This window comes from Beutenbergia cavernae DSM 12333 (genome assembly GCF_000023105.1).
Taxonomy (GTDB): domain Bacteria; phylum Actinomycetota; class Actinomycetes; order Actinomycetales; family Beutenbergiaceae; genus Beutenbergia; species Beutenbergia cavernae.
This window is the reverse complement of the sequence record NC_012669.1, coordinates 3,181,534-3,202,241: the sequence shown is the minus strand read 5'-3', so window position 1 is coordinate 3,202,241 and position 20,708 is coordinate 3,181,534. Positions and strand designations below refer to the sequence as shown.

At 74.2% G+C, this 20,708-nt stretch carries 20 protein-coding genes; 5 read left to right on the top strand and 15 right to left on the bottom strand.

The window, feature by feature from the left end; translation table 11 throughout:
• The first annotated feature begins 83 nt into the window (after positions 1-83).
• Positions 84-2,489: a DUF4838 domain-containing protein gene (locus BCAV_RS14445; RefSeq protein ID WP_015883351.1), complete on the top strand. Its 2,406-nt coding sequence runs from the start codon at positions 84-86 to the stop codon at positions 2,487-2,489.
• 2 nt (positions 2,490-2,491) lie between these two features.
• On the opposite strand, the gene BCAV_RS14440 is transcribed toward BCAV_RS14445, so the two are convergent.
• Both BCAV_RS14440 and BCAV_RS14435 read right to left on the bottom strand, forming a co-directional pair.
• Complete coding sequence (locus BCAV_RS14440; RefSeq protein ID WP_015883350.1) at positions 2,492-3,001, bottom strand: dihydrofolate reductase; 510 nt, start codon at positions 2,999-3,001, stop codon at positions 2,492-2,494.
• A gap of 19 nt (positions 3,002-3,020) precedes the next feature.
• On the bottom strand, positions 3,021-3,848 hold the full coding sequence (locus tag BCAV_RS14435; RefSeq protein ID WP_015883349.1) for a thymidylate synthase: 828 nt from the start codon (positions 3,846-3,848) through the stop codon (positions 3,021-3,023).
• 101 nt (positions 3,849-3,949) lie between these two features.
• Here BCAV_RS14435 and BCAV_RS14430 point away from each other — a divergent pair, with 101 nt between their 5' ends.
• On the top strand, positions 3,950-5,098 hold the full coding sequence (locus BCAV_RS14430) for a glycerate kinase (protein WP_015883348.1): 1,149 nt from the start codon (positions 3,950-3,952) through the stop codon (positions 5,096-5,098).
• Between the two features lie 294 nt (positions 5,099-5,392).
• On the opposite strand, the gene BCAV_RS14425 is transcribed toward BCAV_RS14430, so the two are convergent.
• The 8 genes from BCAV_RS14425 to BCAV_RS14390 form a co-directional block, all read right to left on the bottom strand.
• Positions 5,393-6,262 (bottom strand): LLM class flavin-dependent oxidoreductase, encoded by an 870-nt coding sequence (locus BCAV_RS14425; RefSeq protein WP_015883347.1) that lies wholly within the window; start codon positions 6,260-6,262, stop codon positions 5,393-5,395.
• 165 nt (positions 6,263-6,427) lie between these two features.
• Positions 6,428-7,474, bottom strand: a complete 1,047-nt coding sequence (locus BCAV_RS14420) for an LLM class flavin-dependent oxidoreductase (RefSeq protein WP_245528855.1) — start codon at positions 7,472-7,474, stop codon at positions 6,428-6,430.
• 76 nt (positions 7,475-7,550) lie between these two features.
• Positions 7,551-8,003, bottom strand: coding sequence for a VOC family protein (locus tag BCAV_RS14415; protein WP_015883345.1), 453 nt, complete (start codon positions 8,001-8,003; stop codon positions 7,551-7,553).
• Complete coding sequence (locus BCAV_RS14410) at positions 8,000-8,497, bottom strand: SRPBCC family protein (RefSeq protein WP_015883344.1); 498 nt, start codon at positions 8,495-8,497, stop codon at positions 8,000-8,002. Before BCAV_RS14410 ends, BCAV_RS14415 begins: the two co-directional genes overlap by 4 nt.
• Positions 8,494-8,859 (bottom strand): ArsR/SmtB family transcription factor, encoded by a 366-nt coding sequence (locus BCAV_RS14405; RefSeq protein WP_015883343.1) that lies wholly within the window; start codon positions 8,857-8,859, stop codon positions 8,494-8,496. Before BCAV_RS14405 ends, BCAV_RS14410 begins: the two co-directional genes overlap by 4 nt.
• Positions 8,860-8,996: 137 nt before the next feature.
• Positions 8,997-9,779 carry an aldo/keto reductase gene (locus tag BCAV_RS14400; RefSeq protein ID WP_015883342.1) on the bottom strand — a complete coding sequence of 261 codons (783 nt, stop codon included), beginning with the start codon at positions 9,777-9,779 and terminating at the stop codon, positions 8,997-8,999.
• 75 nt (positions 9,780-9,854) lie between these two features.
• A complete protein-coding gene (locus BCAV_RS14395; RefSeq protein ID WP_015883341.1) occupies positions 9,855-10,643 on the bottom strand; it encodes a hypothetical protein in 789 nt (262 codons plus the stop codon).
• Between the two features lie 2 nt (positions 10,644-10,645).
• Entirely contained in the window at positions 10,646-11,122 is a 477-nt protein-coding gene (locus BCAV_RS14390) for an OsmC family protein (RefSeq protein ID WP_015883340.1), read from the bottom strand.
• A 105-nt stretch (positions 11,123-11,227) separates the two neighbouring features.
• Between BCAV_RS14390 and BCAV_RS14385 the strand changes: the two genes are divergently transcribed.
• Together BCAV_RS14385 and BCAV_RS14380 are read left to right on the top strand one after the other, a co-directional pair.
• Positions 11,228-12,277 carry an NAD-dependent epimerase/dehydratase family protein gene (locus tag BCAV_RS14385; protein ID WP_015883339.1) on the top strand — a complete coding sequence of 350 codons (1,050 nt, stop codon included), beginning with the start codon at positions 11,228-11,230 and terminating at the stop codon, positions 12,275-12,277.
• Between the two features lie 77 nt (positions 12,278-12,354).
• The gene (locus BCAV_RS14380; protein WP_050761743.1) at positions 12,355-13,029 is read left to right on the top strand and encodes a TetR/AcrR family transcriptional regulator; all 675 of its coding nucleotides are present in this window, start codon (positions 12,355-12,357) and stop codon (positions 13,027-13,029) included.
• Positions 13,030-13,035: 6 nt separating this feature from the next.
• On the opposite strand, the gene BCAV_RS14375 is transcribed toward BCAV_RS14380, so the two are convergent.
• The gene (locus BCAV_RS14375) at positions 13,036-13,581 is read right to left on the bottom strand and encodes a GNAT family N-acetyltransferase (RefSeq protein ID WP_015883337.1); all 546 of its coding nucleotides are present in this window, start codon (positions 13,579-13,581) and stop codon (positions 13,036-13,038) included.
• A gap of 46 nt (positions 13,582-13,627) precedes the next feature.
• Entirely contained in the window at positions 13,628-14,398 is a 771-nt protein-coding gene (locus BCAV_RS14370; RefSeq protein ID WP_015883336.1) for a helix-turn-helix transcriptional regulator, read from the bottom strand.
• Positions 14,399-14,450: 52 nt separating this feature from the next.
• On the opposite strand from BCAV_RS14370, the gene BCAV_RS14365 reads away from it, so the two are divergent.
• Positions 14,451-17,894, top strand: coding sequence for a bifunctional proline dehydrogenase/L-glutamate gamma-semialdehyde dehydrogenase (locus BCAV_RS14365; protein WP_015883335.1), 3,444 nt, complete (start codon positions 14,451-14,453; stop codon positions 17,892-17,894).
• Positions 17,895-18,106: 212 nt separating this feature from the next.
• Here BCAV_RS14365 and BCAV_RS14360 read toward each other — a convergent pair whose 3' ends face one another.
• From BCAV_RS14360 to BCAV_RS14350, 3 genes are read right to left on the bottom strand one after another with little or no spacing between them, the layout of a single operon-like run.
• The gene (locus tag BCAV_RS14360) at positions 18,107-18,955 is read right to left on the bottom strand and encodes an HAD-IIA family hydrolase (RefSeq protein WP_222836644.1); all 849 of its coding nucleotides are present in this window, start codon (positions 18,953-18,955) and stop codon (positions 18,107-18,109) included.
• Entirely contained in the window at positions 18,952-19,773 is an 822-nt protein-coding gene (locus tag BCAV_RS14355; protein ID WP_015883333.1) for a carbohydrate ABC transporter permease, read from the bottom strand. Before BCAV_RS14355 ends, BCAV_RS14360 begins: the two co-directional genes overlap by 4 nt.
• Complete coding sequence (locus BCAV_RS14350) at positions 19,770-20,687, bottom strand: carbohydrate ABC transporter permease (RefSeq protein ID WP_015883332.1); 918 nt, start codon at positions 20,685-20,687, stop codon at positions 19,770-19,772. Before BCAV_RS14350 ends, BCAV_RS14355 begins: the two co-directional genes overlap by 4 nt.
• Positions 20,688-20,708 lie beyond the last annotated feature (21 nt).

Below are 20,708 nucleotides of genomic sequence, written 5' to 3'. Positions count from 1 at the left end.
CTCGGGGGCATTGACAAGGCTAGGGACGCGTCCTAGCGTCGGGCGGCATTGAAGCGCTTCAAGTCTACGGGCAGGAGTCGACGATGACCGAGCAGCCGACGGATCGAGTGGCGCAGGGGCTGACGGCGCGAGGCGGGCCCGCGGACGTCCCGCAGGCGAGGGGGACGACGCGCCGGACGGTGCTGGGGGCCGGTGTCGTCGGGGTGGCCGGGACGCTCGCGACGGCCACCGCCGCCGGGGCCGAGACGCACGGAGCGGGCGGCGGGCGGCTCGTGCTCGCCTCGGGGGGCCGCACGGACTACGTGGTGCAGGTGGCCGCGGACGAGACACCCGTGGTGCGGCACGCCGCCCAGGAGCTGGCGGACTACCTGCACGAGATCACGGGCGCGCGGTTCGACCTGGTCTCCGCTCCGCCGCGCGGGCGGGGCCGGAAGGTGCTGCTCGTGGGGCGCGCCGAGACGCTCGACAGCGAGCACGGCGTCGACGCGGGCGCCGTCGGCGTGGACCCCGCGGCGCTCGGCGACGACGGGTTCGCGCTCCGGACGTTCTCCGCGCGGCGTGGCTCGCGCGACGACGTGCTGATCGCGGGTGGGACGGAGCGCGGGACGCTCTACGGCGTGTCCTGGTTCCTCGACCGGCTGTGCGGCGTGCGCTGGTTCGCACCGACGTACACCGCGGTGCCCGACGAGCGCCGGCTCAGCCTGCGGCGCCGTGACGTCGACGGCGACCACGTGCCGCGCTTCCGCTTCCGGGAGGTGTTCGCGTCCGACGGGTTCGACCCCGTGTGCCGGCAGCACAACCTGCTGAACGGCCGCAGTCTCGAGGCGCGCGAGGTCCCCGCACCGCCGGAGGTCGACACGTGGTCCGGGTACTGGCCGTGGGAGACGCACAACTTCCACCAGATCGTCCCCGACCAGCAGCTCTGGTCCGGCGGGCAGCTCCTGGCGATGGAGCCACGCACCCGCGAGGCCGCCGCCACGGAGCTCGTGCGGCGCATCGACGCGAAGCTCGCCGAGGGCGGCCCCGCGGCCCACGGGTTCGGCCAGATGGACTGGGGGTGGACGCCGGACGCGGAGAGCCGGGCGTTCGCCGACGCGCACGGCGGAGCCCTGTCCGCGCCCGTCATCGACATGGTGAACGAGGTCGCCGAGCGGGTCCGCCAGGAGATCCCCGGCGCCCGCATCGGCACGCTCGCGTACCTGTTCAGCCTCGTTCCGCCGACCGACCTCTCCGTGGACGACGGCGTGGTCGTGACGATGGCCCCGCTGCAGGCGGACTTCGGGCGGCCGTTGATCGACGACGGCAACGCGGAGTTCTCCGCGGCGATCCAGGGGTGGTCCGACCTCACGGGCGAGATCGTGGTGTGGACGTACAACACCAACTTCCACGACTACCTCATGCCGTTCCCGAACTACCGGCCGATGTTCACGAGCGTCGCGCAGCTCGCCGAGCGCGGGATCCAGGGCTACTTCGGCCAGGCGGCCTGGGACATGGGAGGCGGCGCGGAGCTCGCCGACCTCCGCATGTGGGTGCTGGCGCGGCTGCTGTGGGACCCGGAGCAGGACGCCGCCGCGCTCGTGCGCGAGTTCGCCGACGGCTTCTACGGCGCCGGCGGACGGCACGTCGCCGAGTACATGGACCTGCTCTCCGACGCGTTCGAGCGGACGCAGATGCGGCTCCCGTGCTACGTGGACACCGTCGTGGTGCCGTACCTGGACGTCGAGACCGCCCACCGGGCGGACCAGCTGCTCGCCGCAGCGGAGCGCGCGGTGCGCCGGGACCATGAGCGCCTCGCGCACGTGCGCGAGGCCCGCATCGGGATGGACCTCGTGGTCCTCAAGCAGCGCCGGATCTTCGCCCGCGACGCGGAGCGCCTCGGGATCTCGTGGGACCTCGACGTCGAGCGCCGGCTGCGGCGGGTGCTGCGCGCGCTCTCGGACGCCGGCACGACGGCGTTCCGGGAGATCCTCGGCGGTCCCGCGATCGGCGACATGGGCTGGCTGCGCACGCTGGTGTCGGTCATGCCCCGCGAGGCGCCGGTGCCCGAGGAGGCCGCCGGGCTGCCGGAGTCCGACTGGGCGGACTTCTCGGTGCTCGAGCTCGACCTGTACCCGCCCGTGACGAGCGTGCTGGCGGACGACGCGGCGTCCGACGGCTACCTCGCGCGGATGCCGGGCGACGTCCCCGACTGGGGCTTCCAGCTGAACCTCGGCCAGCTGCCCGACGACGGCCCGTGGCGGCTGCACGCCGTCGTCCGGGCCGACACCGGCGACGCCGCCGACGACGCCGTCGCCATGCGGATGGGCGTGTACCCGGGGACTCCCACGATCGACCTCACGGTGGAGCAGGTCGGCGGCGAGGAGTTCCGCACGGTGGAGATTCCGGGCACGTACGGGCGCAGCTTCGACGTCGCGTTCTGGATGTCGCCGCCGGACTCCGACAGCGTCGCGCACGTGGACATCGACCGGGTGGTCGCCGTCCGCGCCTGACGTCAGGCCCGCACGTACTGGTGGACCTGCCAGCGCACGCCCGTCCGCGACGTCTGCCACGTCCCGTCCCACGTGTCCGTCGCGATCCGCCACTCCGGGCCGATCGGCGGCGCGTGGACGACGTCCGGTGCGCCCTCGACGTCGAGGGCCAGGTCGAGCTGCGTGACCACGAGCGTGTCGGCGTAGGGCATCGCCTCGGCGTAGATCTGGGCGCCGCCCATGATCCACGTCTCCGGCTCGGCTGCGCACCGCTCGAGGGCGTCCGGGATCGACCCGGCCCGCTCGGCGCCGTCGGCCGACCAGTCCACCTGCCGCGTGACGACGACGTTGCGCCGCTCGGGCATGGGCCGGTAGCGGTCGGGCAGCGAGTCCCACGTGGCGCGGCCCATGACGACGGCGTGGCCGCGCGTCGTCGCCTTGAAGTGCGCGAAGTCCTCGGGCACGTGCCACGGCACCGTGCCGCGGGCGCCGATCACCCCGTCGTGGGCCTGCGCCCAGATCATCCCGATCATCGCTCGCCCTGGGCTCGCCTCAGACGGCGATCGGCGCGGCGATCGGGGCGTGGTGCTGGTAGCCCACCACCTCGACGTCGGCGTAGGCGTAGTCGAAGATCGACGGCGCCTGGCGCAGCGCGAGGGTCGGGAACGGGTACGGGTCCCGCGCCAGCTGCTCCCGGACCTGCTCCGTGTGGTTGTCGTAGATGTGGCAGTCCCCGCCCGTCCACACGAAGTCGCCGACGGCCAGCCCGGTCTGCTGCGCGACCATGTGGGTGAGCAGCGAGTAGCTCGCGACGTTGAACGGCACGCCGAGGAACAGGTCGGCGCTGCGCTGGTACAGCTGGCACGAGAGCTCGCCGTTCGCCACGTAGAACTGGAACAGGGCGTGGCACGGCGCGAGCGCCATGTCGTCGAGCTCGGCCACGTTCCACGCGGAGACGATGTGCCGCCGCGAGTCCGGGTCCGTCCGCAGGTTCTCCACCACACGCGCGATCTGGTCGATGTGGCCACCGTCGGGCGTGGGCCACGAGCGCCACTGGACGCCGTAGACCGGGCCGAGCTCGCCGTCGTCGTCCGCCCACTCGTTCCAGATCCGCACGCCGTTCTCCTGCAGGTACCGCACGTTCGACTCGCCGCGCAGGAACCACAGGAGCTCGTGCACGAGGGACTTCACGTGGACCCGCTTCGTGGTGACGAGCGGGAAGGAGTGGCGCAGGTCGTAGCGCAGTTGCCGGCCGAACACGCTCCGCGTGCCGGTCCCGGTGCGGTCGGACTTGTGCGCGCCGTCGGCGAGCACCTCGGCGAGGAGATCCTCGTACTGCGTGTCGGTCCGGGGGGCGGCGGCCGCGTCGGTGAGCGTCACGCCTCCCAGGGTAGGGCGCGGCGCCGACAGACCCGGGTGTATCGGTTCGTGTGTCGGACGACGACGACGTCGCCGGCGTCGTCGTCGCTATCGTGCACGGCGTGAGCGACGACGATCCCACCCGCAGCGTCCCGCGCGTCGTCGTCGCCCCCGACTCGTTCAAGGGCTCGCTCGCCGCCGCCGATGTCGCTGCGGCGATGGCGGACGGCGTGCGCTCGGCGCGGAGCGACGCGGACGTCGTCGCGTGCCCGATGGCCGACGGCGGCGAGGGCACCCTCGATGCGCTGCTCGCCTCCTGGGGTGTCGCGCCCCGCGCGGTCGACGCCCCGGACGCCCTCGGCCGGCCGGGCCGCGCCCGGTACGGCATCAGCGCCGACGGGCGGCTCGGCGTGCTCGAGCTCGCGGAGGCGAGCGGGCTCCCGACCGTCGCCGACGTCGCCCCGCGGCCGCGCGACGCGGACACGACCGGCTCCGGTGTCGTGGCGCGGGCACTGCTCGACGCCGGCGTCGCGGAGATCCTGGTGTGCCTCGGCGGATCCGCGAGCACGGACGGAGGGTCGGGCCTGCTGCGGGGGCTCGGCGTGCGACTGCTCGACGACGACGGCGCTGAGCTGCCCCCCGGCGGCGGCGGCCTGGCGCGCCTGGCTGCGGTCGACGACGCCGCGCTCCACCCGCGGGCGCGGGCGGTGCGGTGGCGGCTCGCCGTCGACGTCACGAACCCGCTCCTCGGTCCCGCCGGCGCGGCCGCCGTCTACGGCCCGCAGAAGGGGGCCGCCCCCGACGACGTCGCCGCGCTCGACGCTGCGCTCGCGCGCTGGGCGGCCGTGATCGGCGCGGACCCTGCCGTGCCCGGCACCGGAGCCGCCGGGGGAGTCCCCGCGGGACTGCTGGGGGTGCTCGGCGCGGACTGCGTCGAGATCACGGCCGGGGGGCTGCTCGTAGCGGAGGCGGTGGGGCTGCCGGTGCTGCTCACCGGCGCCGACCTCGTGCTCACCGGCGAGGGCGCGCTGGACGACCAGTCCGTGCAGGGCAAGGTCGTCGGCACGATCGCCGAGCTGGCCGGCGGGCACGTCCCGGTGGTCGCGATCGCCGGTCGCGTCGAGCTGGACGCGGGAGCCGTCGCGCGGGCCGGGCTGACGGCGGCGTTCTCGATCGCGCCCGGTCCGGTGCCGCTCGAGACGCTGCTCCCGCGGACGGCCGAGCTGGTCCGGGAGACCGCCGCGCACGTCGCGCGGCTTGCGCTGCGCTGATCGGGCCGCGCCGCGCCGCGTGCTGCCGCGGCGCGCGTTGGGCCGGCCCGCCCTGGGCGCGGGTCGTTCCGGCGGGCTACGTCACTGATCCGTGTGGTGGATCAGTGACGTAGGGCTGTGGGAGCGGCCCGGTCGGCTACGTCACTGATCCGTGTGGTGGATCAGTGACGTAGGGCTGCGGGAGGGGCCCGGTCGGCTACGTCACTGATCCGTGTGGTGGATCAGTGACGTAGCACCGCGAGAACGACTCACCCCGAGCTCGGATGCCGGCTCGGCCAGCTGACCAGATGCGGGTCAGCGCCCCGCGAGCTCGGCGGCGACGTCGATGACCCCGGTCAGCTCGGGGTCCTCGGCCACCGGCTCGAGCGCGATCGTCGTGACGCCGGCGTCGCGGTACGCGGCCACGACCTCGCGCATGGCCGCGACGTCGCCGACCAGGGCGGCGCGCTCCGGGTCCAGCACGCGCGACGGCTCGTGCTCGCGCCGCACCCGTTCGGCGCCGTCGGGACCGGGCGCGAACGACACGTACGCGACGACCTCGTGCGGGTCCGTGCGACCGGCGGCCTCGCGCCCCTCGCGCACGTGCTCGAGCGCCGCCCGGACGCCGTCGGGGCCGGTCGAGGAGACGAGGATCGTGCCGTCGGCGACCTCGCCGGCGAGGCGCAGCGTCCGCGCACCCGTCGCACCGAGGTAGACCGGCGGCGGTGCGGCCGGCGGCCAGTCCAGAGCCACGCCGTCCAGCTGCACGTAGTCGCCGGCGGCGTCCACGCGCTCACCGGCGAGCAGCGACCGCACGGCCACCGTGTACTCCCGCAACAGCGTCATCGGCGAGGCCGCCCGCGCGCCGACCTGACCCATCCAGTCCAGCACCCCGTGCCCGAGCCCGGGCAGGAACCGCCCGGGATGGACGCGTTCGAGCGTCGCCAGCTCCATGGCCGCGAGCGCGGGGTTGCGCAGCGGCACCGGCAGCAGGCCGACACCGACGCGCAGGCTCTCGGTCCACGCCAGCGCGAGCGCCGCCGTCGAGATGCCGCCGGTGAGGAAGCAGTCCTCCCACAGCCAGACCTCCTCGAGGCCGGCCGACTCGGCCGCGCGCACGGACTCGCGCAGCCGCTCCGGTGCGACCTGGGGGCGGAGGACGACGGCGATCGTCGGGTCCGTCATGACGTGCTCCTTCGCTCGGATGGGCCCATCCCATCACGGGCCTCCCACGGCCTCACCTTCCGCCGAGTGCGGGGTGGGCGTCCGAGCGCGGACCGGCACGCACCGCACTCGGACGCACACTCCGCACTCGCGGACCCGAGCGCGCCCAGCACGCCCGTGGCACCGTCACCAGGCGGCGGCGAGCGCCTCCAGCGTGCCGATTCTCGTGGCGGGGTCGAACGTCGTCGCGGTGACCATGAGCTCGTCGGACTGCGTGCGGGCGGCGAGCGCCTCGAGCTCGGTGACGGCGTGCTCGGCGGTCCCGCGGATCTGGGTGCCCGGCAGCTGGTCCAGCTGCGCGCGGTCGACCTCGCTCAGGTCACTCAGAATCTTCGCGGCCCGCTCGGGCGGGACGATCGGGGCGAGCGTGCCCCGCCGCAGGCTCAGCGCCATGACGCGGCTCGGGCCTGCGAGGTAGTCCGCCTCCTCACTCGTGTCCGCCACGATCACCGAGGCGCTCACCATCGCGCGGGGCGCGTCGAGCGCCGGGGAGGGGCGGAACGACGAGCGGTACAGCGCCAGCGCCTGGTCCGTGTACGGCGTGTTGAAGTGGTGCGCGTAGCTGAACGGCAGCCCGAGCTCGCCGGCGAGCTGCGCGCTGTACCCGGAGGAGCCGAGCAACCACACCGGGGGAGCCGACGCACCGGGGCGAGGGCCGCCGTCGGCCGCGGGCGTGGCGGTGAACCGCATCGCCAGGCCGGTCGCGCCGCGCGGGTCGCCGAGCAGGCCGAGGACGTCGAGCACGTGCTGCGGAAAGTCGGCGACGTCGCTGCCGTCGGCGGTACGGCGCAGCGCCGCCGCCGTGGCCGGGTCCGCCCCCGGTGCGCGGCCGATCCCGAGGTCGATCCGGCTCGGGTGCAGCGCCTCGAGCATCGCGAACTGCTCGGCGACCACGAGCGGTGCGTGGTTCGGCAGCATCACGCCGCCCGAGCCCACGCGGATCCGCTCCGTGGCCGCTGCGAGGTGCGCGATGAGCACCGGCGGCGTCGTCGAGGCGACAGCCGGCATCGAATGGTGCTCCGCGACCCAGAACCGCGCGAAGCCCAGCTCGTCCGCCCGGCGCGCGATCGCCGTCGTCGCCGCGAGGGCGTCGCCGCTCGACATCCCCTCGCTCACGGAGGCCAGGTCGAGCACGGACAGAGGCGGGCGGGCGCGCGGAGGCGGAGTGGTCACGGTGGCGACAACTCGCGTGCCCCGGAGAGCATTCCGCGCCGACGCGGCTCCGGCGCGCCGGAACCGTCGCAGGACCTCACGTCACGGGCGCGATCGGCACCCCGGTCTGCGCGCGTGTCGAGATCTGCTGCACTCCCCACCCGTTGCCGTCCGGGTCGGAGAAGAACACGAACCCGACGTTGTCGAGGGGGTGCGGCATCGGCTGCGGGTTCTCCCCGAGTCGTTGCACCTCGCTCACGTCGACCCCGCGTTCCACCAGCTGCGCGTGGGCGGCCTCGATGTCGGGCACCACGAGCTGCAGGCCCTGCAGGGACCCGGGCGGCATGTCCGGCACCGCACCCTTCCCGATGACGATCGAGCACCCCGAACCGGGCGGCGTGAGCTGCACGATGCGCACGTTCTCGTTGATCACTGTGTCGTGGTCGACGGCGAAGCCGAGCTTGTCGGCGTAGAAGGCCTTGGCGGCGTCGATGTCCGACACGGGGACCACGACCACCTCCAAGGACCAGCTCATCGGCGAATGGGTCATGACACATCTCCTTCTTCGGTGGCGAGCAGGCGGGCCAGGCGGTCGTAGCCCTCGGTCATGCCGCGCGACATGGGTGAGGCGACGACGGCGTCGCGCACCTCGCGGGAGGCGTACCGGATCCGCATGCGCAGGGTCGTGACGCCGTCTGACTCGGCGAGGTCCGTCGTGACGTGCGCGATGCCGGTGTACCAGGCGTCGTCGAACCGCTCGGTCTGCACGAGCCGCGACGGCGGCTCGACCTCGACGAACTCCCCGCCGTAGCCCATGTCCGGCTCGCCGGCAGGGCCGCGCGCGACGAAGCGCCACGCGCCACCGACGCGCAGGTCGACGTCGCACACGACGAGGTCCCAGCCGTCGGCGCCGTGCCACCGCCGCAGGAGCGCCGGCTGCGTGAGCGCGGCGAACACGAGGTCGCGGGGGGCGTCGAACCGGCGGACCACCTCGAGCTCCGTCTCCGACGGCGTCGTGACGGCGAGCGTCCCGGCGAACCTCATCGCTGCTCCCGGAGGTCGTCGAGCAGCGCGTCCAGCCGGGAGAAGCGCGACTCCCAGAAGTCCCGGTACGCCGCGAGCCACTCGGTGGCCTCCGCCAGGGGCTCAGCCGCGAGCCTCACCGGGCGGCTCTGTGCGACCCGGCCCCGGGTCACGAGGCCGGCCCGCTCGAGGACCTTGATGTGCTTCGAGATGGCGGGCTGCGTCATCGCGAACGGCGCGGCGAGCTGGGTGACCGTGGCCTCGCCGGCCCGCAGCCTCACCAGGATCGCCCGGCGCGTGGGGTCGGCCAGGGCGGCGAACGTCGCGTCGAGCCGGGAGTTCGACGGCGGCGCTCCCGCGTTCGCATAACCGAGAGGTTTCATAACAGTTCGGTACTGTACGGCGAGGCGGCGTCGTCGTCAACGGCGCCCCAGACGAGTCAGACCCCAGCGTTCGACTCAGACCCGCCGGAGGGTCTGAGTCGAACGTTGGGGTCTGACTGGGCGTGCGGTCAGGGGCGTCAGCCGCCGAGGCCGCTGATCCGCTCCACCTCGTCGGCGTCCAGCGCGAACCCGGCCACGTCGAGGTTCGCCGCGATCCGGTCGGGATGCACGGACTTCGGGATGACGACGACGCCGGTGTCGAGGTGCCACCGGAGCACGACCTGCGACGTCGTGACGCCGTGCGCGTCCGCGATGGCGGTGAGCACGGGGTCCTCGAGGTTGGTGCGCTTGAACGGGCTGTAGCCCTCGAGCACGACGTCGCGTTCGCGGTGCGCCGCCACGGGGTCGGCGTCGAAGTCGGACGGGCTCCACGGGATCTGGTTGATCGACGGCGTCACACCCGTCGCCGCCGTCAGCTCGTCGATCTGGGCGGGGGAGTAGTTGCTGACGCCGATCGCGCGGGCCTTCCCGGCCTCCTGCGCGGCGACGACGTCGGCCCACACGTCCGGGCGGGCCTGCTTGTTCGGCGGCCAGTGCACGAGCCACAGGTCGACGTAGTCGAAGCCGAGCCGCTCCAGGGACTCGTCGATGATCCGGGGCGCGTCGCCCGCCTCCTCGGGCGGGAGCTTCGTCGTGACGAACACCTCGCTCCGGTCGATGCCCGAGTCGGCGACGGCACGCCCGACCTGGTCCTCGTTCCCGTAGGCGCGGGCGGTGTCCACGTGGCGGTAGCCGAGGTCGAGGGCGGCGCGGACGGAGTCGTAGCCGTCCGTGCCCGTGGCCTGCCAGGTGCCGAGGCCGAGCAGCGGGATGTCGACTCCGGGTCGCAGGGTGACGGTGGGGATCGGGGCGCTGGTCATGGCCACCAGTCTTCCCCGTCGGGGCGGCTCCGCGCACCCCGGTCCGGGATCGGGCCGCGGACGGGCGTCGGCGGGTCAGGCCGGAGTCGCGGCAGCGCTCGGTCCCGCCTCCAGCGCGAGGGGCACCGCCTCGATGAGGAGGGGCTCGAGCTCGGGGAGGTCCGCCGGCCCGTGGCCGATCTCGCGCACGAAGTCGGCCGGCGCCGGGCCGAACGCGTCCCGCGTCGCCTGGACGACACCGCCGCCGAGCGCCCGGCCGCCGACGATCCCGACGATCGCGCCGATCCCGAACGGCGCGAGGCGCCCGATCATCACGGAGGAGACCTGCGCCGTCGTCGTCCGCACGACCTTCCGGGCGAGCGTCGCGTTCACGCTCTTCACCGTGGTCAGCGGGAGGCGGGTGAGCAGCGCGCGGCCCCACAGGGCGGTACCCACGCCGATCTCCTCCTCGACCACGCGGGTGCCCGACGGCCCGAGCAGCGCGGCGAGGAGCAGCGCGCGCCGGCGTTCGGCGTCGTCGACGGCGATACCGTGCACGTCCGCCACGGACAGCGCGAACGCGGCCGAGGCGCCGAGGAACGTCACGACCTGCCCGGCGGTGAGCGCGATCGCCGCACCCGTGCCGAGCCCGGGGGCCGCCGCCGTCGCGCCGACAGCGCCACCCATCCCGCTCACGGTGAGCAGGTAGCGGCGCTCGAGCATGGCGACGACGTCGGCGGGCGTCGCGTCCGGCCGGCGGCTCCGCAGCCTGTCCACCTGCGACCGGACGAGCGTCGACGGCACCGTCAGCGCGCCGTCGAGGACGTCCTCGAGCGTCGGCAGGTGGCCGGTGGAGGGCAACCGGAACCAGCGCGGCCGTGGCACGGCTACCCCTCGTCGCTGAACGCGAGATCGACGTGCACGCCGGGCGGCTCGATGCTGCGTCCGACCGTGCACTGGCTGTCCACGGCGCGCCGTGCGACGTTCTGCAGCTGGGCGCGGCCGGCCTCGTCGAGGCTCGCGGCGTCGACGACGATCTCCAGCGAGATCTGGCCGTACCGGTTGCCGGGCACGTCCTTGATGCGCGTCGCGCCCACGCTGATCGCGACGTCGTCACCGAGGCGGCGGGCGATCGGCGAGTCGGCGCTCATGCCGGTGCACCCGGCGAGCGCGATCGCGAGCAGCTCCCCCGGAGTGAACGCACCGGCGAGCTCCTGCGGGCCGATGCGCACCTCGCCGCCGCGCTCGTTGCGACCGACGTAGGTGCGTGCTCCGACCCGCTCCGTCCACAGGGTCTCGAACGTGTGCGTGGACTCGGGCTCGGGGGTCTCCGGGGCGTCAGGCGTGGCGTTCGACGTCGTCATCCCCTGATCGTCGCACGCGGCGTGCGTGCTGCCGCGCGCCCCGCCGCGCTCTGCCGACGGCAGAACCGCTGGTCCCGGGCGCCCGGCGCTCGTAGCGTCGCGGTCATGACGCGACGCGCGGTGGTGCTCGGCGGCAACGGCCTGATCGGTGTGGCGGCGACGGCGGCGCTCGCCCGAGACGGGTGGGAGGTCACGCTCGTCCATCGCGGGTCGCGACCTCTCGACGCCGAGCTCGGCCCGTTCGGTGTGCGCGAGGTGATCGGCGACGCGCACGACCCGGACGTCCTGCGTGCCGCCGTCGGGTCCGGGACGGACGTCGTGGTCGACGTCGTCGCGATGCGGGCGGAGCACGCCCGGGCCGTGCAGGGGCTCGACGTCGGCAGCGCCGTCGTCATCTCCTCCGCGGCGGTCTACGCGACCGACGACGGACGGCCGCTTCTCGGCGACGACCACCCGCCGCCGCCTTTGCCCGTGACGGAGGGGCAGCGCGTGGTGGAGGCGGACGGCGAGACGTACGCGGGCGGGAAGGTCGAGCTGGAGGAGGCGTGGCTCGCCTGTCCGGTGCCGGCGACGCTCCTGCGGGCCGGCGCGATCCACGGACCCAGGGCGACGAATCCCCGCGAGTGGTTCGCGCTCAAGCGCGTGCTCGACGGGCGGCGGGACGTGGTCCTGGCGCACGACGGCGCGAGCCGGTTCCAGCCGGTCGCCGCTGCCAACCTCGCGGAGCTCGTGCGGCTCGCGGCGGCGAACCCGGGCGACCGGGTGCTCAACGGCGGCGACCCGAGCGCGCCGACCGTCGCCGACATCGTGCGGCGCGTCTACGGGGTGGTCGGCGCCGAGGTGCGCGTGCACCCGATGGCGGGGCCGGCGGTGGCCGGGCTGGGCGCTTCCCCGTGGGGCCTTCCGTGGCCCTTCGTGCTGGACATGAGCGCCGCCGAACGCGAGCTCGGCTACCGCGCCGTCACCTCCTACGACGACGCTCTTCCGGGGGAGATCGACTGGATGCGCGAGGTGACGGCGAGCCAGGACTGGCGGGAGGCGTTCCCCACGTTCGCGTGGGTCGACTCCCAGACGCCGCAGTTCGACTACGCCGCCGAGGACGCGTGGATCGCCGATCAGGGGGCGCCGGCGGAGACTCCGGGCGCGGAGCGGTAGGGAGACGGGGCAGCGCCCGTCACGCCGCTCGCGGACGGGGTGCAGGAGCGGGCCGCGACGGGCCGTAGGGTGCGGTCATGGTGGATGGACCGGCTGCTCGGAGACGTGGCGGTGCTGCGCCCACGAGGCTGCGGCCCGCACGTGAGGAGCGCCGCGCGGAGATCGTGCAGGCGGCGATGCAGGTCTTCGGGTCGAAGGGCTACCACGCGGGCTCCCTGGCCGACGTGGCGGAGCAGGTCGGCATCACGCAGGCCGGTGTCCTGCACCACTTCGGTTCCAAGGACCTCCTGCTGCAGGAGGTGCTCCGCCTGCGTGACCGGATCGACGTCGCGGACGTCGAAGGTCACCACATGCCCGGCGGCCGGGGCATGTTCAGCCACCTCGAGCGGACGGCCGAGAAGAACGCGCGACGGCGGGGCGTCGTGCAGGCGTACACCGTGCTGACCGCGGAGGCGGTCACGGACGGGCACTCGGCGAGCGACTGGGCGCGGGAGAGGTTCGCCGTGCTCCGCGCGGAGATCGTGACGGCGCTGCGCGACGCCGCTGCCGACGGCGGCGGGCCCACGCCGTCGGAGGAGCGGCTGTCCCACGCGGCGAGCTCGGTGATCGGGGTGATGGACGGGCTGCAGATCCAGTGGCTGCTGGACCCGGACGCCGTCGACCTGTCGGCCGCGACCGCGTTCGCCATCGACGCCGTGCTCGCCACCGTGCTCGACCGACCCGGCCCGACCGTCCGGCTCGACGTCGACTGAACGCGGTCAGCCGACCACGGTGCTGCGGCGCTCGAGCAGGACGGTGTCCCGCCAGTGCCCGGCCAGGGGCCCGTGCGTCATCCGCCCGATGCGCGTCCGCATGCCGACCGTGCGGAAGCCGTGCGCCTGGTGCAGCGCCAGGCTCGCCGTGTTCTCCGGGAAGACCGCCGACTGCAGCGTCCAGAACCCGGCGCGCTCGCTCGCCGCGACGAGGTGCGACATCAGGAGCGTCCCGATCCCTCGGCCGCGGGCCGCCGGGTCGACGTACAGCGACAGCTCGACGACGCCCACATAGACGAGGCGGGACGACGTCGAGCTGCACGCGGCCCATCCGAGCACGTGGCCGGCCTCGTCGATCGCCACGGTCCGCAGCACCGGGAGCTTCCCGCGGTCGAACTCCGCCCAGGTCGGCGGCTCCTCGGCGAACGTGGCGTGGCCGGAGGCGATGCCGGCCGCGTAGATCGCGTGGACCCGGTCCCAGTGCGCGGCACTCATCGCCACGATGCGGGCGTTCGTCGGGACCCGGCCCGACGCCGTGGACTGCGTCGTCATGCTCTCCAGGCTGGCACGTGATCGTGTCGCGCGGTGCGCTCGGGAGTTACGGCCGCGTGACGCGACGCTCCCGCCGTCGGAACTGCGCCGGCGTCTCCCCGGACAGGCGCGCGAACGTGCGGGAGAACGCCGCCTGGTCGTAGAAGCCGCTGGCCTGCGCGATCTCGGCGATGGGTGTGTCCGTGCCGGCGAGCAGGCCCGCGGCGTGGTCGATCCGGGCGCGGAGCACCAGCTGCCCCGGCGACAGCTGGAACACCCGGCGCACCCGCCGTGCCAGCACGCCCGGCGAGCAGCCGGCCTCCCGGGCGAGGTCCGCCACCGAGGGGACGTCGCCCGGGCGGGCATGGATGCGCTCGACGACACGCGCGAGCGACGCGAGGCTGGCGTCGTCGGCGCGCTGCTCGCCGAGGTCCTGCGAGATCGAGACGAGGCCGACGACGGCGCCGCTCGCCTGCCGTACGGGCAGCTTCGTGGTGAGGTGCCACCGCGCCTGGCCGTGGAGCGAGCGGATGAGCTCGAGCTCGTTGCGCAGCTCCGCGCCGGCGAGCACGCGGGCGTCCTGCGCCGAGTAGCGCTCGGCGAGCGGGGCGACGAAGAGGTCCTCCGCCCGCCGGCCGAGCACCGCGCGCCGGGACCGTTCGCCGGCTCGCCGCACGAACGTCGGGTTGACGGCGACGTACCGGCCGGCGGTGTCCTTCGCGCAGAACATCGTGACCGTGAGCTCGTCCATGAGCGCGAGCAGGGCGGGGCCGAGGTCCCGGGCGCCGAGGGCGGCCGCGTCGCCGTCGTCGCCGTCGTTGTCTCGGTCGTTCGTCATCGCGCGCCGGATCGTACAAGACAACGCCGGCCGGCGGGCGAACACTGGTGCCATGGCCGACCCCGCCCCGAGCGACGCCGTCGCACCCGCACCCGACGCCGACGCACCCGCCGCCGTCGCCCCCGCGGACCTCGCCGACGAGGCCGTCGAGCTGGCCCACCGGTGGGCGGAGCGGACGGCGTCGGGAGCCACGCGGAGCGAGGCCGCCACGAGCGCCCGCCTCGCCCACCTCGTCGCGAACCCGGCGGGACTCGACCTCGCGGTCCGCTTCGTGGACCGGGTCGCCCGGCCCGAGGACGTCCGGGTCGCGGCGCGCGAGCTCGCGCAGCTGTCGTCGTCCGCCGCCGGCGCGTTCCTCTCCGCGGCAGACCGGCTCCTGCTCGGGCTCGGGACCCGCGTGGCCGCCGTCGCACCGGGCGTCGTCGTCCCGCTCGCCCGACGACGGCTGCGCCAGCTCGTCGGGCACCTGGTGGTCGACGCGCGGGACCGACCGCTGTCCCGTCACCTGGCGGCGTCGACGGCGGCCGGGTTCCGGCTCAACATCAACCTGCTGGGCGAGGCCGTGCTCGGCGAGGCGGAGGCGGCGTCGCGCACCGAGCGCACCCGGTCGCTGCTGATGCGCGACGACGTCGACTACGTCTCGATCAAGGTCTCCTCCCTCGTGTCGCAGATCAGCACGTGGGACACGGCGGGGACCGTGGCCCGAGTGCTCGAGCGGCTGCGGCCGCTGTACCGGGCCGCCGCGCGCCGCTCGCCGGCAGCATTCGTCAACCTCGACATGGAGGAGTACCGCGACCTCGACCTCACCGTCGACGTGTTCACGACGCTGCTGGCCGAGCCCGAGTTCCAGGGGCTCGAGGCGGGCATCGTGCTCCAGGCCTACCTGCCGGACTCGGCGCCGGCGTTCGAGCGGCTCGTGGCGTTCGCGCGGGCTCGACGAGCTGCCGGCGGTGCCCGCATCAAGGTCCGCCTCGTCAAGGGCGCGAACCTCGCGATGGAGCGCGTCGAGGCCGAGCTGCACGGGTGGGAGCAGGCGCCGTACCTCACGAAGGAGGACGTCGACGCGAACTGCGTCCACCTGCTCGACGCCGGCCTGCGCCCCGAGGTCGCGGACGCCGTGAGGCTCGGCGTCGCGAGCCACAACCTGTACGACGTCGCGCTCGCCCACCTGCTCGCCACCCGGCGCGGCGTGAGCGAGGCGCTCGACGTCGAGATGCTGCAGGGCATGGCGCCCGCCCAGGCGCGCGCCGTCAAGGCCGACGTGGGCTCCGTGCTGCTGTACACACCCGTCGTCGCACCGGAGCACTTCGACGTCGCCGTCTCCTACCTCGTGCGCCGGCTCGAGGAGAACGCGGCGCCCGAGAACTTCCTCCACGCCCTGTTCGCGCCGCACGACGACGCCGGTGGCGCGATGCCGGAGCAGGAGGCCCGCTTCCGGGCGAGCGTGGGGGCCGCTCCGCGCATCTCCCACGATGCGCGCCGCACGGCCGAGCGCGCCGCTCACGCCTCCGGTGCCGCGTTCAGGAACGCCGTCGACTCCGATCCGGCGCTCGACGACGTGCGGGCGTGGGCGCTCGGGGCGCTGGGCGCGGATCCCGGCGCGCCGTCGTCGCCGGTGCTGCACACGACGGCCGACGTCGACGCCGTCGTCGAGAGGGCCGGTGCGCTCGGCGCCGCCTGGGGAGCGGTGCCGGCCCCGGAGCGGGCAGCCGTGCTGGAGGCCGCCGCCGACGCGCTCGAACGACGCCGCGGCGACCTCGTGACGTCGATGGCGCACGAGGGCGGCAAGACCGTGGCCGAGGCCGACCCCGAGGTCTCCGAGGCCGTGGACTTCGCGCGGTACTACGCGGCGTCGGCCCGCGCGCTGGACGCCACGGCCGCGGCGTCGGCGGCCGACGGCGAGCCGATCCGGTACGTGCCCGTGGCGGTCACGCTCGTCACGCCCCCGTGGAACTTCCCGGTGGCGATCCCGGCCGGCGGCGTGCTCGCCGCGCTCGCGGCGGGCAGCGCCGTCGTCGCGAAGCCCGCGCACGCCGTGCCGCGCTGCCTCGAGATCGCCGCCGACGCCGTCCGCGAGGCGCTGACCGCGCACGGTCACCCCGCCGACCTCGTGCAGGTCGTCCGGACCGACGAGGGCGGCGTCGGACGCCACCTCGTCGGGCACGGCGGCGTCGACCAGGTGATCCTCACGGGTGCGATCGAGACGGCCCGCATGTTCGCCGGCTGGCGCTCGGCGCACCCGGGCGGGCCCCGCCTGTTCGCGGAGACCAGCGGGAAGAACTCGCTGATCGTGACACCGAGCGCCGACTATGACCTCGCCGTCGCCGACGTCGTCCGCTCCGCGTTCGGGCACGCCGGGCAGAAGTGCTCAGCCGCGAGCCTGCTCATCCTCGTCGGTTCCGTGGGCTCCTCCGCACGGTTCCGCGCTCAGCTCGTCGACGCCGTGCGCTCGCTGCGGGTCGGCGCGCCGACCGACCCCGGCACCGGCATGGGCCCGGTCATCGAGCCGCCCGAGGGCAAGCTCCTGCGGGCACTCACCGCGCTCGAGCCGGGGGAGACGTGGCTGGTGGAGCCGGCGGAGCTCGACGCCGACGCGCCCTGGACCGGCCGCCTGTGGCGTCCGGGCGTGCGCGACGGCGTCGCCCCGGGCTCGTTCTTCCACCTCACCGAGTGCTTCGGTCCGGTGCTCGGGATCATGCGCGCCTCCTCGCTCGAGCAGGCGATCGCGTGGCAGAACCAGGTGCGGTTCGGGCTGACCGGCGGGATCCACAGCCTCGACGACGGCGAGATCGAGCAGTGGCTCGACGCCGTCGAGGTCGGGAACGCGTACGTCAACCGCCACATCACCGGCGCGATCGTGCAGCGTCAGCCGTTCGGCGGGTGGAAGGACTCCGCCGTCGGCCCCGGCGCCAAGGCCGGCGGGCCGCACTACGTGGCGCAGCTCGGTCGCTGGGAGGCCGATCCGGCGGAGCACGGCGGGCCGCTCGCCGACGACGCGTGGCTCGTCGCCGCGCGTGCCTCCGACGCCGCGGTGCTCGCGGACGAGCTCGCCGCGCGCGACGCCACGGGCCTGCGCGCCGAGGAGAACCTGCTCCGGTTCCGGCCCGTTCCCGGCCTCACCGTGCGCGCTCCGGCGGGCGCGAGCGGCCGGGACGTGCGCCGCGTGTGCGAGGCGGCGGGTGCCGTCCGCGTGCCGGTGGTCATGAGCGCGGCCGACGACGCCGCGTCGCGCGGTGCGTCGCGGGCGGTGCGGGACGTCGTCGTCGAGGACGACGCCGCGTTCGCCGCGCGGGTCGCGGCCGGGGAGGTCACGGGTCGCGTCCGGGTCCTCGGTCCGGCGGCGCCCGCGCTGCACGCCGCCGCCGCGGAGGCCGACGCCACGATCCTGGACGGCCCGGTCCTCCTGACGGGCCGGCGGGAGCTGCTCGCCGTGCTGCGCGAGCAGGCGGTGAGCCGCACGCGGCACCGCTTCGGGCACCTCGAGCCCGGTCGCTGAGCCGCCGTCGGCAGGACCGCGTTCGTGTGCGTGGCCCGCGCGGCTCGAACGCCCGGGGCATTCGAGCACGCCCTGAGTCGCGGTTCGCCCGGCCGAGCGCGTCCTGAGCCGCGCTGTGGGGCGATCCTGCGCGACTCAGGGCGCGGTGGCCACCGCCAGGCGGATCGGAGCCGCTTCGGTCCGAACCCGCGCGCCGACGACGATCCGCCGGATCACACCGCCGCCTGAGCCAGCCCGAGGTGCGCCGGCAGGTCGGCGAGCGAGCCGAGCACCGCCACGTCGTCCGGCAGCGCGGCCGCCTGCTCCGCCGTCGTCACGCCGCTGAGCACGAGCGCACCCGCGAAGCCGTTGGCCGTCGCGAGCTCGACGTCGGTCGCCACCCGGTCGCCGACCGCGAGGGTCTCGGAGGCCCGGGTGCCGGTGACGCCGAGGATCGCCGCCGCCATGATCGCCGACGGCTTGCCGACGACGACGTCGAGCGCGCGTCCCGTCGTCGCGGTCAGGCCGGCCGTGACGCCCGCACAGTCCGGGATCGTGCCGCCGCCGTCGACCGGGCACGCGGCGTCCGGGTTCGTCGCGACGAACAGCGCCCCCCGCAGGAGCGCCTGGTGGGCCCGTTCCCACTTGGTGTACGTGAAGGTCCTGTCGAACGCCGCGAGCACGATGTCGGCGTCCGGGGCGTCGTCGTCGGAGGCGAGGCGGACCCCGGCCGCGAGGAGCTCGCCCACCAGGCTCTGCTCGCCGATCACGTAGACCCTCGCGTCGGGGTGCTCCGCGGCGAGCCACCGCGCGGTGACGCCCCCGCTCGTGAGCACGTCGTCCGGGCGCGTCGGGATGCTCATGCCGCTGAGCCGGTCGGCGTAGTCGGACGCGGTCCGGGTCGGGTTGTTCGACACGAACAGCACCCGTACCCCGCCCTCGCGCAGCCGGGCGATCGCCTCCGGCGAGCCGGGGATCGGGGTACCGCCGAGGTACACGGTGCCGTCGAGGTCGCACACGACGGCGCGGACCATCCCTCCGGAGGCCGCCCCACCGGGCGCCTCCGCTGCCGCCGCGCTCACCGGATGCCGGCCCGCATGAAGCTCTGGACGAACTGCCGCTGGAAGAGGAGGAAGGCGACGAGGAGGGGCGCGACGACGATCACGGTGGCGGCCGACATGAGGGTCCAGTCGATCCCGGACTCGGTGCCGTTGTAGATCGAGAGTCCGACCGTGAGCGGCCGAGCCTCGACACTGTTCGTGATGACGAGCGGCCACAGGAAGTTGTTCCAGTGCGTGCTCACGGAGACGAGACCGTACGCGACCAACGTCGGCTTCGCCAACGGCACGTACACCCGCCACAGACGGCCCAGCCGCGAGCACCCCTCGATCTCGGCCGCCTCGTCCAGCTCGATCGGCATGGACTTGAACGTCTGCCGGAGCAGGAAGATGCCGAAGGCGCTGGCGATGTACGGAAGTCCGATCGCCGGGATCGTGTCCACGAGCTCCAGCCGGGCCATCGTCGAATAGTTCTCGGAGATGAGGATGTCCGGCGTGATCATGAGCTGCACGAGCACCAGCGCGAACGCGATGTTCTTGCCCGCGAAGTCGAACCGGGCGAACGCGTACGCCGCGAGCGTCCCCAGCACCAGCTGCCCCGCGAGGATGCCGCACACCAGCAGGATCGTGTTGAGGTAGTACCTGTCGAACGGTGCCCCGTTCCACACGGTGACGAAGTTGTCGAACGTCAGCGGCGCCGTCAGGTCCAGCCTGGTGGCCGCGTCGCGGTGGTGCACCGACGCCCACAGCGCGTACACGAGCGGGAAGAGCCAGAGCAGGCCGAGGAGCCACGCCCCGACCGTCTCGAGGCCGCGCGCGAAGGGGGAGGTCGCCGTCGTCATCGGTAGTGCACCCGCCGCTCGAGGACGCCGAACTGCACGACGGCGACGACGCCGAGGATCACCACGAGCGCCAGCGTGAGCGCTCCGGCGTAGCCAGGGTCGAAGAACGTGAACGCGGTGTCGTAGATGTAGTAGAGCAGCAGGTTGGTGGCGTTGTTGGGGCCGCCGCTCGTCATGATGAACAGGTGGTCGATGATCTTGAACGCGTCCGTCACGGCCACGACGAACACGAACAGCGTGGTCGGGGCGAGCAGCGGGAACGTCACACGCCGGAAGTGGTACCACCGCGACGCGCCCTCGAGGGTCGACGCCTCCTCGAGCTCGGGGGAGAGGCTCTGCAGCCCGGCCAGGTAGAAGATCATGAAGAAGCCCGCCAGCTTCCAGATCATCATGACCATCAGCGCGGGCATCGCCGTCGACGGGTCCCCGAGCCAGTTGCGGGTCGGCAGGCCCACCCAGGTGAGCAGCTGGTCGATCGGTCCGATGCCGGGGGAGTAGAAGAAGAGCCAGATGCTGGCGACGGCGACCATCGGCAGGATCGTGGGGGTGAAGTACGCGAGGCGGACGAAGCCACGCCCCTTCAGCTTCCCGTTCACCCAGACGGCCATGAGGATCGCGAGCGCCATCGACGTCGGGACCGTGCCCAGCGCGAACCAGATGTTGTTGACCACGACCTTCCAGAACACGGGGTCGTTGATCATCCGCTCGTAGTTCGCGAACCCGCGGTCCCCGCCGCGCTCCTCGGTGCTGGCGAGCACCGAGGAGATCACGGGGTAGTGCGTGAACGCGACGAGCACGAGGAACGCGGGCGCGAGCAGCGCCCACGCGAACGCCGTGTCGCGCGCCCGGGCGGTGCGCTCGCGACGGGGCACGCCGTGGGTCGCCTCGGCGACGACGTCGATGACCTGGGCCACCGGCAGCTCCTTGGACGAGGT

Coding starts and splice junctions, on each gene's coding strand:
- BCAV_RS14445 (WP_015883351.1), top strand. CDS start 84: ATGACCGAGCAGCCGACGGATCGAGTGGCGCAGGGGCTGACGGCGCGA.
- BCAV_RS14385 (WP_015883339.1), top strand. CDS start 11,228: ATGACGCGACGCGCGGTGGTGCTCGGCGGCAACGGCCTGATCGGTGTG.
- BCAV_RS14390 (WP_015883340.1), bottom strand. CDS start 11,122: ATGACGACGTCGAACGCCACGCCTGACGCCCCGGAGACCCCCGAGCCC.
- BCAV_RS14405 (WP_015883343.1), bottom strand. CDS start 8,859: ATGAAACCTCTCGGTTATGCGAACGCGGGAGCGCCGCCGTCGAACTCC.
- BCAV_RS14410 (WP_015883344.1), bottom strand. CDS start 8,497: ATGAGGTTCGCCGGGACGCTCGCCGTCACGACGCCGTCGGAGACGGAG.
- BCAV_RS14370 (WP_015883336.1), bottom strand. CDS start 14,398: ATGACGAACGACCGAGACAACGACGGCGACGACGGCGACGCGGCCGCC.
- BCAV_RS14365 (WP_015883335.1), top strand. CDS start 14,451: ATGGCCGACCCCGCCCCGAGCGACGCCGTCGCACCCGCACCCGACGCC.
- BCAV_RS14400 (WP_015883342.1), bottom strand. CDS start 9,779: ATGACCAGCGCCCCGATCCCCACCGTCACCCTGCGACCCGGAGTCGAC.
- BCAV_RS14355 (WP_015883333.1), bottom strand. CDS start 19,773: ATGACGACGGCGACCTCCCCCTTCGCGCGCGGCCTCGAGACGGTCGGG.
- BCAV_RS14415 (WP_015883345.1), bottom strand. CDS start 8,003: ATGACCCATTCGCCGATGAGCTGGTCCTTGGAGGTGGTCGTGGTCCCC.
- BCAV_RS14440 (WP_015883350.1), bottom strand. CDS start 3,001: ATGATCGGGATGATCTGGGCGCAGGCCCACGACGGGGTGATCGGCGCC.
- BCAV_RS14380 (WP_050761743.1), top strand. CDS start 12,355: ATGGTGGATGGACCGGCTGCTCGGAGACGTGGCGGTGCTGCGCCCACG.
- BCAV_RS14425 (WP_015883347.1), bottom strand. CDS start 6,262: ATGACGGACCCGACGATCGCCGTCGTCCTCCGCCCCCAGGTCGCACCG.
- BCAV_RS14375 (WP_015883337.1), bottom strand. CDS start 13,581: ATGACGACGCAGTCCACGGCGTCGGGCCGGGTCCCGACGAACGCCCGC.